We start from the raw sequence: 15505 nt of genomic DNA, 5'->3' as shown, positions 1-15505 counted from the left end.
ACACCCGTTCCCATACCGAACACGGAAGTTAAGCTTCTCAGCGCCGATGGTAGTTAGGGGCTGTCCCCTTGTGAGAGTAGGACGTTGCCGGGCAAGCGAAGAGTATCCAGTAGAGGGTACTCTTTTTTTTTGATCGAGAGAGCCAAGAAACTTGTGTAGAGTGGCCCTCATGCAGATACAATTACTTACTAGCAGCCTTGTCCAAAAAATGATGAACAAGATAAGGCCCTTTTTCCGTAGTGATATACAAAAAGTTATCAATTAGAGGATAGTCCTGATTAGGCATTGTTTTTACAAGCTCACTCCACCACTCCGTTTCATAACGAGCAATCATGCTTAGGTTATACAGAAGGAGATAGTGTATGATTAATTCATGGAATTGTAGACCTATCCCTTTTGTGAGAGGAAGAGCAAAGGATTTATTAGATAAATCATATTTTAATGGGAGATAGTCGCTCCCCTTTTTATTAAAAATTAGAGATTGGTCCTCGCTTCGCTGATGGGAGAAGTTTTCCATGGATTTGCTTAAAAAGAAATCAATAAAACGATTCTCCGTCATATGAAAGACGTCGAGGACATGCTTTGGAATACTAAATTCCTCGCCATTTTGGTTGACTTCTGCAAAGGATGGCTTGCCCTCGAATTGGAGAACTAAGTCACTAAGTTCAGGTACTTGCTTCAAAAGGCTGCCCATGGAAATTTTATCCCCTTCAAGATGTTTCATGTGAAACAATTTTTCAGCTACAAAGGGAAATAATCCTGTCTTCTGGAACTTAACCTCATCCAGAACAAATGAATATTGCTGTTTTTTTCTTTTTCTAGTAGAAACTCCATGAGCAAGCACGGAGGTTGTTTCTGGATAGTTGGGATCTACGGTAAGGATACAGGCTTTAATCAAATGGACAAGCCCGTAAAAAAGGAGGATAGGTTTAATAATTAACGGGGCTATTTTTGCCTGCTCATAATATATCTTTCCATGCTCAATATAGTAGATAAAAGGATAGCAGTTCTCATAGGCCTTTTGATCTGCAAGCTCTATCCCCCTTTTGCGATAACAATTCTTTAAGAAGAACTGTGTAGAGTGGGCTGAAAAGAAATAAGAGAATGAATTCCATTGAAAAGTATGCAAGAGTAATACCTCCAAATTATTGGCTGTTTTCGCACGTATAGTATTTTTCGAATGGCTTTAGTACCAGCCATTCGAAAAATACTGGGTATGTGTATGTATCAATTGACCAGCACTTTTCTCAGTTGTTTGAATCGATAGCCTGCATGAAACAATATTTTATCTTTTCTTTTTTGTTCAAAAGGAACAATGTTTGAGAAAAGAGTAAAATTATTAGAAAAATCCAACATATTACCTTATCCTTGACAGTATTTTAACCAATTGATAACCTACTAATAATATTTTCGAGCATATGAGGAGGTCCAAAAGATGTGGGAAAGTAAATTTGTAAAAGAAGGATTAACGTTTGATGACGTACTTTTGATTCCGGGTAAGTCAGAGGTTCTACCAAAAGATGTAAGCTTACAAGTTCATTTAACTGAGAAAATCAAGCTGAATATCCCTATTATAAGTGCTGGTATGGATACAGTAACCGAAGCTGAAATGGCGATAGCAATGGCTCGTCAAGGTGGAATGGGCGTCATTCACAAAAATATGTCGATTGAACAGCAGGCTGATCAAGTGCTAAAGGTCAAGCGGTCAGAAAGTGGGGTTATTACAGACCCATTTTTCCTTACGCCGGAGCATCAAGTTTATGATGCTGAGCATCTAATGGGGAAATACCGAATCTCTGGTGTACCCATTGTGAATAATGAACAGGAACAAAAATTAGTTGGAATCCTTACCAATCGTGACCTCCGTTTTATTCAAGATTATTCCATTATAATTTCCGATGTTATGACGAAGGAGAATCTTGTCACAGCTCCAGTTGGGACTACATTGGAAGAAGCGGAAAGCATTTTGCAGAAGTATAAAATAGAGAAGCTCCCACTCGTTGATGATAATGGTATATTAAAAGGATTAATTACGATCAAGGATATAGAAAAAGTAATTGAGTTCCCTAATTCTGCAAAGGACCAATCGGGCAGATTATTAGTTGGCGCGGCAGTAGGTGTGACAAAGGATACGATGAGACGTGCGGAGGCTCTAGTAAAGGCACAGGTTGATGCGATTGTGGTAGATACTGCACACGGCCATTCTCAAGGAGTCATCGATACGGTCAAGCAAATTAAAGAAGCCTTTCCGAATGTTGCCCTTATTGCAGGAAATGTAGCAACTGCTGAAGCAACAAGAGAGTTATTCGAAGCGGGTGCGGATATTGTGAAGGTTGGAATTGGACCTGGCTCTATTTGTACCACCCGTGTTGTAGCAGGGGTAGGTGTTCCCCAAATTACAGCTGTTTACGATTGCGCTTCAGAAGCTAGAAAGCACGGGAAGGCCATTATTGCAGATGGTGGAATTAAGTACTCTGGAGATATTGTGAAGGCATTGGCGGCTGGTGGCCATGCAGTCATGCTCGGAAGCCTGTTAGCAGGTGTTTCTGAAAGCCCTGGTGAAACGGAAATCTTCCAGGGGCGTAGATTTAAGGTGTACCGCGGGATGGGTTCCGTGGCAGCTATGGAAAAAGGGTCCAAGGACCGTTATTTCCAAGAGGATAACAAGAAATTTGTTCCCGAGGGAATTGAAGGGAGACTTCCTTATAAAGGACCTCTTACAGATACGATCTATCAATTAGTTGGTGGAATTCGTGCGGGAATGGGCTACTGCGGAACGGGTAACTTAGAAGAGCTGAGAGAAAAAGCACAGTTTGTTCGAATGACGGGGGCAGGTCTTAGAGAAAGCCATCCACATGATGTTCAAATTACAAAAGAGGCGCCAAATTACTCTCTATCATAAAATTTTAGGGCAGCTAGTGAAAAGCTAGCTAGCCCTATTTACTTTTTGAGGTACTAATAATAGGAAAATCCTCTGTCTATGCTTGACTATCGAACTGTGATAAAATAACAAGGGTGTAAATTAACAGTTGGAGGGCTAACCGTGAAAAGAGGCTTCATACAAAAAGGTTTCGTTTGTTTCTTGATATTTGTACTTATGATCGGGCTTATTCAAAAACCCGCAGCAGCAGCTGCACCAATAGATATTAATGCAAATGCAGTGATTCTAGTGGATGCAGACACTGGTAAGATTCTATATGAGCAGAATTCAGAAACCGTTCTAGGAATTGCCAGCATGACAAAGATGATGACAGAATATCTTTTACTAGAGGCTGTCAAAGAGGGCAAGGTAAAGTGGGATCAGGAATTTACAATTTCACCTGAACTTTCCAAAATGTCACATGATAATAAATTAAGTAATGTTCCTTTGCGAGTCGGCGCTAGCTATAAGGTAGAAGATTTATACGCTGCTATGGCAATAGAATCCGCAAATGCCGCAACGCTAGCAATTGCAGAAGTTGTTGCTGGAACGGAAGCTAACTTCGTCAAGATGATGAACGAAAAAGCAGCACAACTAGGACTAAAGGATTTCAAATTTGTGAATTCGACTGGACTTAATAACCGTGATGTAGCAAAGCACTTTCCTGAGATCGTAGGGGGTGCCGATGAAGAAAACGTTATGTCTGCTAGAGCGGTTGCCAAGCTAGCTTACCAGATGTTAAAAGATTTCCCTGAGGTATTAAATACTTCAAGTATTCCTGAAAAAACCTTTGCCAAAGATACAGAAGATAAATTTGTTATGGATAACTGGAACTGGATGCTGGAAGGATATCGAAACATAGCAGACAGATATCCAAACTATCAACAATTTACTTATGAGGGGCTAGATGGCCTGAAGACGGGTTCCACTAACTTTGCGGGCTATTGTTTTACAGGAACGGCTGAGCGAGATGGACAAAGATTTATTACGGTTGTCATGGGTACCAAATCAAATGCAGAGCGTTTTGTTGAAACGAAAAAGCTAATGGACTTTGCTTTCAATAGCTTCAAGAAGGAAGAGCTTATCCCGAAACATTATCAGGTTAAGGGGTCAAAAACGCTCCCAGTTGCAAAAGGAAAAGAAGATAGTGTCAAGATTTATACAAAGGATGCGATTCAAAGTGTTGTAGGCACGGATGAAAAGGATCAATATGAATTCGTCCTTGAAATTGATAAGAAGAAATTAAACGAGGATGGTGCCTTAACCGCTCCGATTAAAAAGGGAGACAAGGTTGGGACCTTGACTATTAAGCCAAAAGAAGGCGAAGAGGCGAACTATTTAAGCGAAGAAGGTCAAAAGAGTACAGCCGTAGATGTCATCGCTGCAAATGATGTTGAAAAAGCCAACTGGTTCATCTTGATGATGCGTGGAATTGGCGGTTTCTTTGGAGATATTTGGGGGAGTGTATCCTCAGCAGTAAAAGGCTGGTTCTAAGGTTAATATAATTTGAATATTTCAGATAAAAGGGGCTTCCTGTATTGACAGAAGCCCTTTTTTGTTGTTTAGTTTCATTAAGGAAAATAGTTTATTCCGATAGTTTTAGTACTTATTATTTTTTAGAAAAAGGGGATAGAACAATGATAACAGGAACAGACCGAGTGAAACGTGGAATGGCTGAGATGCAAAAGGGCGGCGTTATCATGGATGTTGTAAATGCTGAGCAGGCTAAAATTGCTGAAGAAGCAGGGGCTGTTGCAGTTATGGCTTTAGAAAGAGTCCCATCTGATATCCGTGCTGCTGGCGGTGTTGCACGGATGGCGGATCCACGAATTGTCGAAGAGGTAATGAATGCTGTGACCATACCTGTTATGGCGAAGGCTCGGATTGGCCATATTGTTGAAGCTCGAGTCCTTGAAGCGATGGGTGTTGATTACATAGATGAGAGTGAAGTTTTGACACCAGCGGACGAAGAGTACCATTTAAATAAACGAGATTTTACGGTGCCATTCGTATGTGGGTGTCGTGATTTAGGTGAAGCGGCCCGCCGCATTGGGGAGGGGGCTTCCATGCTTCGTACAAAAGGAGAACCAGGAACGGGAAATATCGTCGAAGCAGTTCGCCACATGCGCAAAGTAAATGCACAGGTCCGTAAATTAGTTCACATGAGTGAAGATGAAATCATGACGGAAGCAAAGCTTCTAGGAGCACCATATGAGATTCTATTAGAAATTAAGCGATTAGGCCGTTTGCCAGTTGTGAACTTTGCCGCTGGTGGGGTCGCAACGCCAGCAGATGCGGCTTTAATGATGGAGCTAGGAGCTGATGGGGTATTTGTCGGTTCGGGAATTTTTAAATCAGATAACCCAGCGAAGTTTGCTCGGGCAATTGTAGAAGCGACCACTCACTACCAAGACTATAAATTGATTGCAGAGCTTTCAAAGGAATTAGGAACACCAATGAAGGGAATCGAAATTTCTACTTTGGCACCAGAAGCACGGATGCAGGAACGTGGATGGTAAGCAAATGATAAAAGTAGGAGTATTGGCTCTTCAAGGAGCGTTTCGAGAGCATTTACAAGCAATTGAAGCATGTGGTGCAGCGGGGGTTGCCATAAAGAAAAAAGAACAGCTAGAAGAAGTTGATGGCCTGATTATCCCAGGTGGGGAAAGTACAGCCATTCGCAGGCTAATTGATCAATATGATTTTATGGATGAGTTGAAAAGATTCGCAAGCTCGGGAAAGCCTATGTTTGGAACATGTGCAGGGCTCATCATGCTGGCTAAGAATCTTGTTGGCTATGACCAATCCCATATTGGAGTCATGGATGTAACGGTTGAGAGAAATTCCTTTGGACGGCAACGGGAGAGCTTTGAGGCCAGTCTAGATATAGCTGGAATTGCCGATGATTTTGAGGCAGTCTTTATTCGAGCTCCCCATATTGTTGAGGCAGGTGAAAATGTCGAGATTCTCTCAAAGCATAATGGCCGTATTGTGATGGCACGTGAAGGAAACCTATTAGGATGTTCCTTTCATCCAGAGCTCACAGATGATTATCGAATTACCGACTTTTTTATTCAAATGATAAAAGAAGCGAAAAACCTTGCATAAAAGGGTTGCAATCGGAAGATAATTATAGTAAATTAAATTACAATCTTTCTATAGTGAAAGCAATGAGAGGAAATAGTAGCAGGAAGTTCGTTCTAGTAGAGAGCTGATGGTCGGTGGAAATCAGTGAGCGGCGCTTGTGAATCCATCCTTGAGCAAAGTATGGAATGCCTGTTGGCTAGTAAATACTTTCGGGTTAAACCGTTATCGATTTAAGGTGGAAAGCCTTTTTGCTTTCAACTAGGGTGGCAACGCGGGTAACTCTCGTCCCTTTTCATAGGGACGGGAGTTTTTTGTTTGTCCAAAAAAATGTGGAGGTAATGGATATGTTGGATTTGAAATTTTTACGGGCAAATTTTGAAGAAGTAAAAGCTAAGCTTCAGCATCGTGGTGAGGATTTAACGGATCTAGGGAAGTTTGAAGATCTGGACAAAAAAAGAAGAGACTTAATTGTTGAAGCAGAGCAATTAAAAAGTAAACGAAATGAAGTGTCACAGCAAGTGGCAGCATTAAAGAGAGAGAAAAAGGATGCAGACCATTTAATTGCAGAAATGCGTGAGGTTGGAGACAAAATCAAGGTTCTGGATGATGAGCTTCGTGAGGTAGAAGAAACGCTAGAACATCTCTTATTAAGCATTCCAAATATCCCGCACGAGACGGTTCCTATCGGTGAAACCGAGGATGATAACGTTGTCCATCGCACTTGGGGTGAGGTAAGACAGTTTGATTTTGAACCAAAGCCTCACTGGGAGGTCGCCGATCAGTTAGGGATTCTCGATTTTGAAAGAGCGAGCAAAGTAACAGGAAGCCGCTTTGTTTTTTACAAAGGATTAGGAGCTCGTTTGGAAAGAGCGTTGTTTAATTTTATGCTTGATTTGCATACTGAGGAGCATGGCTATCAAGAAATTTTACCTCCATACATGGTCAATCGAGCTAGTATGACAGGTACGGGACAATTACCAAAATTTGAGGAGGATGCTTTTTTAGTTGAAAGCGAAGATTATTTCCTCATTCCTACTGCAGAGGTTCCAGTAACGAATTTACACCGTGATGAGATTTTGGATGGGGAGCAATTACCAATCAACTATGCAGCCTTTAGTGCTTGCTTCCGTTCTGAAGCGGGCTCTGCTGGAAGAGATACCCGTGGGCTTATTCGTCAGCATCAATTTAATAAGGTTGAGCTTGTAAAATTTGTAAAGCCTGAGGATTCTTATGAAGAGCTAGAGAAGCTCACAGGCAATGCGGAAAAGGTACTTCAGCTATTAGGTCTGCCTTATCGTGTGATGAGAATGTGTACGGGTGACTTGGGCTTTACTGCAGCAAAAAAATATGACATTGAAGTATGGATTCCGAGCTATGATACGTACCGTGAAATTTCTTCTTGTAGTAATTTTGAGGCTTTCCAAGCAAGACGGGCTAATATCCGCTTCCGCAGAGAGCCGAAGGGGAAACCAGAGCATGTACACACTTTGAATGGTTCAGGCCTTGCCATCGGTAGAACCGTTGCCGCTATTTTAGAAAATTATCAGCAGGCAGATGGAAGTGTGGTTATTCCAGAAGTATTACGTCCTTATATGGGAAATCGTGAAGTCATAAAATAATTTGATAAGGAGCGAGATGATTTTCAATCTCGCCCCTTATATTATCCTAATAATGGGACATTATATATCTTGTAGCTTTTTATTGACACGTTGTTAGAGAAATGTTATATTATCACTTGTCGATATGGAGGAATACCCAAGTCTGGCTGAAGGGATCGGTCTTGAAAACCGACAGGCGGGTTAAACCGCGCGGGGGTTCGAATCCCTCTTCCTCCGCCATATTAAGATGGTAAGACACAAAATGCGCATAATATTGGAGATTTAAAAATCCGCTACTTACCGTAGCGGATTTTTTATTGTATTTGAAATGGCTTGAATGATGGATTCTATAGAGGATGGATCCTCCTGAATATCATAATCCTTTATATTTAGACGAAGAACGGGACAGGCGTTGAATTCGTTGATCCACTTTTCATAGCGCATATGCATTTCCTGCCAGTATTCATTGGGTGTCTCTTGCTCCATCTCTCGTCCCCTTTCTTTAATTCGATAAAGAATATCTTCAAGGGATCCTTCCAGATAAATTAAGAGATCCGGGTGCGGGAAATAAGGAGTCATCACCATTGCATCAAAAAGGCTCGTATAGGTTTGATAATCAACCTCAGACATTGTGCCTTTATCATAATGCATTTTGGCAAATATCCCTGTGTCCTCGTAGATGGAACGATCCTGAATAAACCCACCACCTAATTCAAACATTTTCTTTTGTTCCTTGAAGCGCTCAGCAAGAAAATAGATTTGTAGATGGAAGCTCCAGCGCTCAAAATCCTTATAAAATTTATCTAAATAAGGGTTATCATTGACCCTTTCTAATGAAGTCTTGAATTGCAAAGCTTCCGCAAGAGCGGTCGTCATGGTAGATTTCCCAACCCCAACAGTCCCAGCAACCGTTATGACGGCATTGTTTGGAATCCCGTATTTTTCTCGTAGATTCATGATGATTGCTCCTTAAATGAAAGTAATGAGTCCAATTGCTTGAGAATATGATCTAAATCCTGTTTGCTATGGACGAAATCCATTTCATCACCGTTCAAACGAAGGATCGGAATGCTTGGATTTTGCTTTTCAAATTCAAGCATGGCCTGTTCATAGTCAAGGGATAGTTGCATCAGGTAATCAGGACTTATGTTCTTCTCTTGTGGTCTTCCTCTATGATTAATTCTAGATATCAATGTCTCTAAATTAGCTTTTAAATAGATCATGATATTAGGAGTAGGCATATCAGCAGTTAAGATATGATAGATATCGATGTACTTACGATAATCTTCTTTTTGTAGGGTACGTTCAGCAAAAATGATATTTTTGTAAATATGATAGTCGGCTACAACGGGAATTTTCTTCTCTAGACAGTGTTTCTTAATATCGCCTAGCTGCTTGTATCGATTACAAAGGAAGAACATCTCTGTTTGGAAGCTCCACTCGTCCAAATTCTCATAAAATCTTTCCAGGAATGGATTCTCATCAACAATTTCGAGTAGCAGTGAATATTGATAATGTTCTGAAATGGCTTTTGCGAGAGAGGTTTTGCCGACACCAATCGGTCCCTCTACAGTTATAAATGGTACTTCTTTCATTCTCTCGGTTCCTTCTTTCCCCTCAGCTTTTTTTCACTTCCATCATCTTATCACTTATTTCAATAACTGTTGAGAGAAATATGTTAGCAAAAAACGGTATTTACAAGAAAAAATAAAAAAAGGCTGTTCTCGCACGGATTGTGGTTCTGGAATGTCCCTAATACCGGCCATTCCGTTTCATACTAGGCATGAGATACGCATAGAATGAGCAGCTCTTTTCTCCGTTATTTCTACAGAAAAACTTTATAAAACATTGCTTGTCTAATTATTTTTTGTTCAAAAGTAACAAAGTTTGAGAAAAGAGCCTAAAAAAAACAAGCAGCTAGCTGCTTGTAACGATTTTCTCTTAATGTTTTACTACATCAAAATTCTCCGCTATTAATAACCAGTTTTGCGGGAAGGCTAAGCCAAGCTTCCAATAGCTCATGCCCCTTAGATTTAATTCCTTGACCAAGTTGAATTTGGCTTGAATGGAACGGGCATCCTCGAACCAAACCTCATGTCGTTTGCCCGTACTATCCACATAGTTGAAAAAGGGTGCCTGTGCTCTCATATCATATTGAATTGGTACATTGTTGTTAGCTGCAATTTGAATCGCTTGCTGAGGACTTACGGCTCTAGCGACTGTTCCTTGCACAAATGGAAGAGTCCAATCATATCCGTACAGGTTCTGTCCCATCATGATTTTTGAAGCGGGCATCTCAGTCAATGCATATTCAATGACTTTACGGACAGGTCCAATTGGAGAAACGGCCATTGCTGGTCCTCCGCTATAGCCCCATTCATAGGTCATGATGACAACAAAATCTACAATTTCTCCATGTGCGCGGTAATCATGTGCTTCATACCATAATCCTTGCTGTTCCCGACTTGTTTTTGGTGCTAATGCGGTTGATAAGAGCCAACCTTGGGCAGAAAAGCGGGCTTTAGCCTTCCGTAAAAAGTTATTATAAGCCTCTCTATCAGCTGGTCTCAGAAATTCAAAGTCAAAATGGATATCCCGGAATCCAAGTCTCTTGGCTGTTGCTACAATATTATTTAAAAACCTGTTTTGGATGGTCATATCATTTAATAAAATTCGTCCAAGTTCATCACTAAATTGATCATTTTCCTGATTTGTGATGACCATCATCAAAATGACATTGTTTGCTTTTGCAATTGCAGGAAAATCATTTAATAAAGGTTCCTTTAGGCTACCATCTCTTTGGGCTTGAAAGCTAAATGGGGCTAGATAGGTTAAATGAGGAGCTGCTTCCCTGGCACCTTCAACAAGGGTAGGAGCTACGGTTGTTCCTCTTGGTTCGACATAGCCATTAAATTCCGCCCTTTTTTTTGGCCTTGGTGGGATATATAGTCTTGTTCCTACTGAAAGGATCTGATTGGTGGGAATTCTATTTACTGAGGCAAGCTGCTGGTAGGGAATATTGAATTTATGTCCAATTGAAAATAAGGTATCCCCTGGCTGAACCCAATAAAAGCTTCCTACAATCGGAATGACTAATGCCTGCCCGACCACTAGTCGATTAGGATTGGGAAGTTCATTCGCTTCCACGATATCATTTACAGTTGTCCCATAGGCTTGAGCGATGCCAAATAGGTTCTGGTTTTGCTGAACAACATGAATCTGCATACCTTTTCCTCCTTGCCCAAAATATGCGCTACACCCATCCTATGCAAAAACAGGTTAGAAAATGACAGCTTCCAAAAGGTTATTTCCGAAGCAATAGCGTTTTACTCATGGATCATTATTGGCTAAACTGAAAAGTATCAGGTGAAAAAAAGGAGTACGAAATGGATTTGAGGCATGAACATTTTATGAATGAAGCTATTATAGAGGCAAAAAAGGCGGAAGCGATGGGGGAGGTTCCCATCGGGGCTGTGATTGTTATTGATGACGAAATTATCGCTCGTGCTCATAATCTTCGCGAGACCCATCAGTTGGCCACTGCCCATGCGGAAATTCTCGCTATTGATGCTGCCTGTAAAAGGCTCGGGACCTGGAGGTTGGAGCATACTACCCTCTATGTCACGTTAGAGCCCTGCCCGATGTGTGCTGGGGCTATCATCCAATCGAGAGTGGAAAAGGTCGTATTTGGCGCTAGTGATCCAAAGGGAGGCTGTGCAGGTACGTTTATGAATCTCCTTTCCGATGAACGATTCAATCACCAAAGTGAAGTCATTTCAGGAGTATTAGAAAAAGAATGTGGGCAGCTCCTTTCTGATTTTTTCCAAAATCTAAGGAAAAAGAAGAAAGAGCTTAAATTAGATAAGGGAAATCCTAATTTACAGTAATTTACAAACAGGAAAGATTGATTTTTTCACAGATTCTTAGTATACTTAATCTTGCCGTGCTAGGTGGGGAGGTAGCGGTGCCCTGTAACTTGCAATCCGCTCTAGCAAGACTGAACTCCTTTCCTAGGCTGATGTCCTGTAGGGTCTGCCTTAGGTAAGTGGTGTTGACGCTCGGGTCCTGCGCAATGGGAATCCATGAACCATGTCAGGTCCGGAAGGAAGCAGCATTAAGTGGACACTCCCATGTGCCGCAGGGTTGCCTGAGCCGAGCTAACTGCCTAAGTAACGCTTATGGGCGTCAGTCGAAGAAAGGTGCACGGTATACATATGATGGTTAAACTCACCCTGTATTAATAGGGTGAGTTTTTGTATTTATAATAGTGTTTCTCATTGGAAAACAATTAAGGTATAATGAGGGAGACGATTCTAAAAGAGTTCAGTGTTGAGAAAGGGGGCGTGTCGGTGAGTTATCAAGCGTTATATCGTGTTTGGCGTCCACAGCAATTTTTTGATGTAGTTGGACAGGAGCATGTGACGAAGACACTACAAAACGCCCTGCTTCACGAGAAAATTTCCCATGCCTATTTATTTTCTGGACCACGAGGTACTGGAAAAACAAGTGCGGCCAAAATATTGGCCAAGGCTGTGAATTGTGAGAAAGCTCCAACACAGGAGCCTTGTAATGAATGTCCGTCCTGCAAGGGAATTACGGATGGTTCTATTTCAGATGTGATTGAGATTGATGCAGCCTCGAATAACGGGGTTGATGAAATCAGAGATATTAGAGATAAGGTCAAATATGCTCCGAGTTCAGTGAGATATAAGGTTTACATTATTGATGAGGTTCATATGCTCTCGATGGGGGCGTTTAATGCGTTGCTGAAAACACTTGAAGAGCCGCCACGACATGTTATTTTTATTTTGGCGACAACAGAGCCGCACAAGATTCCTCTCACCATCCTTTCAAGATGCCAGCGTTTTGATTTCAAAAGAATATCGGCGGGTGCGATTGTGGAGAGAATGCGCCTTATTGTCAATGAGACCGATGTTGCATGTGATGATAAAGCTCTTCAGGTAGTGGCGAGAGCGGCTGAAGGTGGCATGCGGGATGCGCTAAGCCTACTTGACCAAGCGATTTCGTTCAGTCAAGACCGGGTAACGGTCGAGGATGCCTTAACGGTAACAGGAGCCGTGTCCCAGAATTTCTTGAATCGACTAGCCCGTGCTGTAAAAGAAAAAAATGTTGCCAATGGGTTAGAAGCGTTGGAGGAGTTATTGTTTCAGGGGAAGGATCCATCCCGCTTTATCGAGGATTTTATTCTTTTTTATCGAGACATGCTTTTATACAAAGCGGCTCCAAACCTAGAGGAGTCCATGGAAAGAGTCATGCTTGATGAGGAATTCCAGGAGCTTTCGCAAACCATCGATCAAGAAGAAATATATGAAATTATCGATATTTTAAACAAGGCCCAGCAGGAAATGCGCTGGACAAACCACCCGCGAATTTTTCTTGAGGTTGCGATTGTGAAGCTTTGTCAGCAGGTGGGAAAAACAACTTCTATTGAAGGCGGGGAAATCGACCGACTACTCACGAAGGTTTCTCAGCTCGAGGACCAGCTTCGTGAGCTCAGGGAAAAAGGGATATCGGTTAGTGAAGAAGCGCAAGCTCCATCACGACCCAAAACTCAAAGAACCGCTCGCAAAGGATTTCAAGCCCCAACGGGAAGGATTCATGAAATTTTGAAAGCTGCAACGAAATCGGATTTGAATCTTGTGAAAAGCCGTTGGGGGGAAATGCTCTCTCAACTGGCACAAAAACAAATGCGCTCTCAAGCTGCATTATTGAACGAGGCAGAGCCTGTAGCTGCTTCGGCGACTGCATTTATCATCAAATTTAAATATGAAATTCATTGCCAAATGGCGATGGACAATGCTAACTTTTTAAGTGTATTATCAAGGCTTTTTGAGGAATTGCTAGGCAAAAGTCTGCAAATAGTAGGAATTCCAGAAGAGCAATGGCTTTCTGTTCGAGAGGAATTTATTAAGGGTCATCGTGAAGATGAGTCCAATGAGATCATTTCTGAGCAATCTGGTGAGGATCCAATTGTTTCGGAAGCTGTTAAATTATTTGGAGATGCTTTAATTGAAATTAAGGAATAATGGAGGAATGAAGAATTATGCGTGGAATGGGCAATATGCAAAATATGATGAAGCAGATGCAAAAAATGCAAAAGAAGATGGCGCAAGCACAAGAGGAACTTGGTGAAAAGAAAATAGAAGGTACAGCTGGCGGTGGAATGGTAACAGTCGTTGTTTCCGGGCACAAAGAAGTACTTGAAGTTAATATTAAGGAAGAGGTTGTCGATCCAGAAGATATTGAGATGCTTCAGGATTTAGTTCTTGCTGCCACAAATGATGCTCTTAAGAATGCGGAAGAGTTAGTCAATCAAACAATGGGACAATTCACAAAAGGAATGAACCTTCCAGGAATGTTCTAGGAGGGACGATATGCATTATCCTGAACCAATATCGAAGCTTATTGATAGCTTTATGAAATTGCCAGGTATCGGGCCAAAAACAGCCGCTCGTCTGGCATTTTTCGTGCTAAGCATGAAGGAGGATACGGTCCTCGATTTTGCAAAGGCATTAGTCAATGCAAAAAGAAATTTAAGCTATTGTACGGTTTGTGGCCATATAACCGATCAGGATCCATGTTATATTTGCGAGGACGCAAGACGGGATCGGTCGGTCATTTGTGTCGTACAGGACCCAAAAGATGTCATAGCGATGGAGAAAATGAAGGATTATACTGGCCTTTATCATGTGTTGCACGGGGCTATTTCTCCAATGGACGGCATTGGACCAGAGGACATTAATATTCCCGATTTATTAAAAAGACTTCAAGATGAGACCGTGGAAGAAATTATCCTGGCGACCAACCCGAATATTGAAGGGGAAGCGACAGCCATGTATATTTCACGTCTGTTGAAGCCATCCGGAATAAAAATAACAAGAATTGCACATGGTTTACCTGTTGGCGGAGATTTAGAATATGCTGATGAGGTTACACTGTCAAAGGCTCTTGAGGGAAGAAGAGAAGTATAAGTAAATTGGAGGAGTTCAGCATGATTTTTCGGCGAAAAGGATGGCTTCGTAAAGAGTTCGATGAAAAGTTGATGGAGCAGATTAGTGAAATTAGAACAGAGTGGGCCAATCAAAAATCACTTGTAGAAAAAAGCTTTGATCCTTCTGAAGAAATTTTAACTCATGCAAAGCTCACAGAAGCTAAATATTTCTATCTAATTAGAGAAGCGAAGAACAGGAAGATAAATATTAGGAAGTAAAAAAATCCCCTTTCCATGTCATCTTTTTGATAACCTGTACATATTTACTTAGTATAGGTTGTTTTGGAAGGGGGCTTTTTTTATGGAACCAACAATTGTCATATCCGTGTTAGCTGGGCTAATAGTGATTTTCCTTTTGGTCGGTGCACCGCTTAAGCCATTAAGATTTATTGGACAAGGTGTTGTTAAGCTACTAATTGGAGCGCTGCTGTTGTTTTTTCTAAATGTTATTGGAAATCAGTTCGGTATTCATATTCCTATTAATTTTGTCACATCCGCAGTGTCTGGATTTCTTGGTATTCCGGGACTCTTCGCATTGGTGGCAATTGATAGCTGGATCATCTAACTTTTTTTTGAAAAAGTAGTTGACGAACAAAATGCCAGGTGGTAATATATTAAAAGTCGTCACAAGGAAACAAGTTAACTACTTTTAAAAAGTTGTTGACATTTTTTCGACTGGATGATATATTAATAAAGTCGCCTCAAGGCGATAAGAGATACTTGATTCATTGGAATTAAGTCTGTTCTTTGAAAACTAAACAAATCATACGTCAACGTTAATTCTAGTTGTTTTAAACAACAAATTTTTATGAGCTATATCAACTCTTTATTGGAGAGTTTGATCCTGGCTCAGGACGAACGCTGGCGGCGTGCCTAATACATGCAAGT

15 protein-coding genes, 1 tRNA gene, 2 rRNA genes, 1 other RNA gene and 1 other annotated feature are annotated in these 15505 nt (G+C 41.2%); of the genes, 15 read left to right on the top strand and 4 right to left on the bottom strand.

From position 1 onward, the window contains the following. Positions 1–93: ribosomal RNA gene (gene rrf / locus J2S07_RS20900) — 5S ribosomal RNA — on the top strand; the annotation flags it as partial. Positions 94–181: 88 nt separating this feature from the next. Here the strand turns inward: rrf and J2S07_RS20895 are convergent. Next, positions 182–1129, bottom strand: a complete 948-nt coding sequence (locus J2S07_RS20895; RefSeq protein WP_307152324.1) for a YaaC family protein — start codon at positions 1127–1129, stop codon at positions 182–184. A 306-nt stretch (positions 1130–1435) separates the two neighbouring features. On the opposite strand from J2S07_RS20895, the gene guaB reads away from it, so the two are divergent. The 6 genes from guaB (at position 1436) to J2S07_RS20865 (ending at position 7845) form a co-directional block, all read left to right on the top strand. After that, positions 1436–2902: an IMP dehydrogenase gene (gene guaB, locus J2S07_RS20890; protein ID WP_307152323.1), complete on the top strand. Its 1467-nt coding sequence runs from the start codon at positions 1436–1438 to the stop codon at positions 2900–2902. Positions 2903–3043: 141 nt separating this feature from the next. Continuing rightward, complete coding sequence (locus J2S07_RS20885; protein ID WP_307152322.1) at positions 3044–4414, top strand: D-alanyl-D-alanine carboxypeptidase family protein; 1371 nt, start codon at positions 3044–3046, stop codon at positions 4412–4414. Positions 4415–4557: 143 nt separating this feature from the next. After that, positions 4558–5439, top strand: a complete 882-nt coding sequence (gene pdxS / locus J2S07_RS20880) for a pyridoxal 5'-phosphate synthase lyase subunit PdxS (RefSeq protein ID WP_307152321.1) — start codon at positions 4558–4560, stop codon at positions 5437–5439. A 4-nt stretch (positions 5440–5443) separates the two neighbouring features. Further along, the gene (gene pdxT, locus J2S07_RS20875) at positions 5444–6028 is read left to right on the top strand and encodes a pyridoxal 5'-phosphate synthase glutaminase subunit PdxT (RefSeq protein ID WP_307152320.1); all 585 of its coding nucleotides are present in this window, start codon (positions 5444–5446) and stop codon (positions 6026–6028) included. Positions 6029–6081: 53 nt separating this feature from the next. Beyond that, positions 6082–6300 (top strand) — a binding site (T-box leader). Between the two features lie 51 nt (positions 6301–6351). After that, positions 6352–7626 (top strand): serine--tRNA ligase, encoded by a 1275-nt coding sequence (gene serS, locus J2S07_RS20870; protein ID WP_307152319.1) that lies wholly within the window; start codon positions 6352–6354, stop codon positions 7624–7626. Positions 7627–7752: 126 nt separating this feature from the next. Further along, positions 7753–7845: transfer RNA gene (locus J2S07_RS20865), tRNA-Ser, on the top strand. A gap of 57 nt (positions 7846–7902) precedes the next feature. Here J2S07_RS20865 and J2S07_RS20860 read toward each other — a convergent pair. The 3 genes from J2S07_RS20860 to J2S07_RS20850 all read right to left on the bottom strand — a co-directional run bounded on the left by J2S07_RS20860 (position 7903) and on the right by J2S07_RS20850 (position 10830). Continuing rightward, the gene (locus J2S07_RS20860; RefSeq protein ID WP_307152318.1) at positions 7903–8562 is read right to left on the bottom strand and encodes a deoxynucleoside kinase; all 660 of its coding nucleotides are present in this window, start codon (positions 8560–8562) and stop codon (positions 7903–7905) included. Continuing rightward, the gene (locus tag J2S07_RS20855; RefSeq protein ID WP_307152317.1) at positions 8559–9200 is read right to left on the bottom strand and encodes a deoxynucleoside kinase; all 642 of its coding nucleotides are present in this window, start codon (positions 9198–9200) and stop codon (positions 8559–8561) included. Before J2S07_RS20855 ends, J2S07_RS20860 begins: the two co-directional genes overlap by 4 nt. Positions 9201–9546: 346 nt before the next feature. Further along, on the bottom strand, positions 9547–10830 hold the full coding sequence (locus tag J2S07_RS20850; protein ID WP_307152316.1) for a glycosyl hydrolase family 18 protein: 1284 nt from the start codon (positions 10828–10830) through the stop codon (positions 9547–9549). A gap of 161 nt (positions 10831–10991) precedes the next feature. Here J2S07_RS20850 and tadA point away from each other — a divergent pair, with 161 nt between their 5' ends. From tadA to J2S07_RS20810, 8 genes are all read left to right on the top strand, one after another. Beyond that, positions 10992–11492 carry a tRNA adenosine(34) deaminase TadA gene (gene tadA / locus J2S07_RS20845; protein ID WP_307152315.1) on the top strand — a complete coding sequence of 167 codons (501 nt, stop codon included), beginning with the start codon at positions 10992–10994 and terminating at the stop codon, positions 11490–11492. A gap of 54 nt (positions 11493–11546) precedes the next feature. After that, an RNA gene (gene ffs / locus J2S07_RS20840) (signal recognition particle sRNA large type) lies at positions 11547–11812 on the top strand. A gap of 142 nt (positions 11813–11954) precedes the next feature. Next, positions 11955–13652 (top strand): DNA polymerase III subunit gamma/tau, encoded by a 1698-nt coding sequence (dnaX, locus tag J2S07_RS20835; protein ID WP_307152314.1) that lies wholly within the window; start codon positions 11955–11957, stop codon positions 13650–13652. Positions 13653–13666: 14 nt separating this feature from the next. Further along, a complete protein-coding gene (locus J2S07_RS20830) occupies positions 13667–13990 on the top strand; it encodes a YbaB/EbfC family nucleoid-associated protein (protein ID WP_442320012.1) in 324 nt (107 codons plus the stop codon). Between the two features lie 10 nt (positions 13991–14000). Beyond that, positions 14001–14597 (top strand): recombination mediator RecR, encoded by a 597-nt coding sequence (recR, locus tag J2S07_RS20825; protein WP_307152312.1) that lies wholly within the window; start codon positions 14001–14003, stop codon positions 14595–14597. 20 nt (positions 14598–14617) lie between these two features. Next, complete coding sequence (locus J2S07_RS20820; RefSeq protein ID WP_307152311.1) at positions 14618–14836, top strand: YaaL family protein; 219 nt, start codon at positions 14618–14620, stop codon at positions 14834–14836. Positions 14837–14918: 82 nt separating this feature from the next. Next, positions 14919–15182 carry a pro-sigmaK processing inhibitor BofA family protein gene (locus tag J2S07_RS20815; protein ID WP_307152310.1) on the top strand — a complete coding sequence of 88 codons (264 nt, stop codon included), beginning with the start codon at positions 14919–14921 and terminating at the stop codon, positions 15180–15182. 261 nt (positions 15183–15443) lie between these two features. Next, positions 15444–15505: ribosomal RNA gene (locus J2S07_RS20810) — 16S ribosomal RNA — on the top strand; the annotation flags it as partial.

It is taken from the genome of Anoxybacillus andreesenii, assembly GCF_030813005.1.
Taxonomy (GTDB): domain Bacteria; phylum Bacillota; class Bacilli; order Bacillales; family Cytobacillaceae; genus Robertmurraya; species Robertmurraya andreesenii.
The sequence above is the reverse complement of the archived record's forward strand: the minus strand, read 5'-3'. Positions and strand labels throughout refer to the sequence as shown.

What these genes read in the sequence shown, in the direction of transcription:
- recR (WP_307152312.1), top strand. Translation starts at nt 14,001, where the DNA reads ATGCATTATCCTGAACCAATATCGAAGCTTATTGATAGCTTTATGAAA.
- J2S07_RS20850 (WP_307152316.1), bottom strand. Translation starts at nt 10,830, where the DNA reads ATGCAGATTCATGTTGTTCAGCAAAACCAGAACCTATTTGGCATCGCT.
- tadA (WP_307152315.1), top strand. Translation starts at nt 10,992, where the DNA reads ATGGATTTGAGGCATGAACATTTTATGAATGAAGCTATTATAGAGGCA.
- J2S07_RS20855 (WP_307152317.1), bottom strand. Translation starts at nt 9,200, where the DNA reads ATGAAAGAAGTACCATTTATAACTGTAGAGGGACCGATTGGTGTCGGC.
- serS (WP_307152319.1), top strand. Translation starts at nt 6,352, where the DNA reads ATGTTGGATTTGAAATTTTTACGGGCAAATTTTGAAGAAGTAAAAGCT.
- guaB (WP_307152323.1), top strand. Translation starts at nt 1,436, where the DNA reads ATGTGGGAAAGTAAATTTGTAAAAGAAGGATTAACGTTTGATGACGTA.
- pdxS (WP_307152321.1), top strand. Translation starts at nt 4,558, where the DNA reads ATGATAACAGGAACAGACCGAGTGAAACGTGGAATGGCTGAGATGCAA.
- J2S07_RS20820 (WP_307152311.1), top strand. Translation starts at nt 14,618, where the DNA reads ATGATTTTTCGGCGAAAAGGATGGCTTCGTAAAGAGTTCGATGAAAAG.
- pdxT (WP_307152320.1), top strand. Translation starts at nt 5,444, where the DNA reads ATGATAAAAGTAGGAGTATTGGCTCTTCAAGGAGCGTTTCGAGAGCAT.
- J2S07_RS20860 (WP_307152318.1), bottom strand. Translation starts at nt 8,562, where the DNA reads ATGAATCTACGAGAAAAATACGGGATTCCAAACAATGCCGTCATAACG.
- J2S07_RS20815 (WP_307152310.1), top strand. Translation starts at nt 14,919, where the DNA reads ATGGAACCAACAATTGTCATATCCGTGTTAGCTGGGCTAATAGTGATT.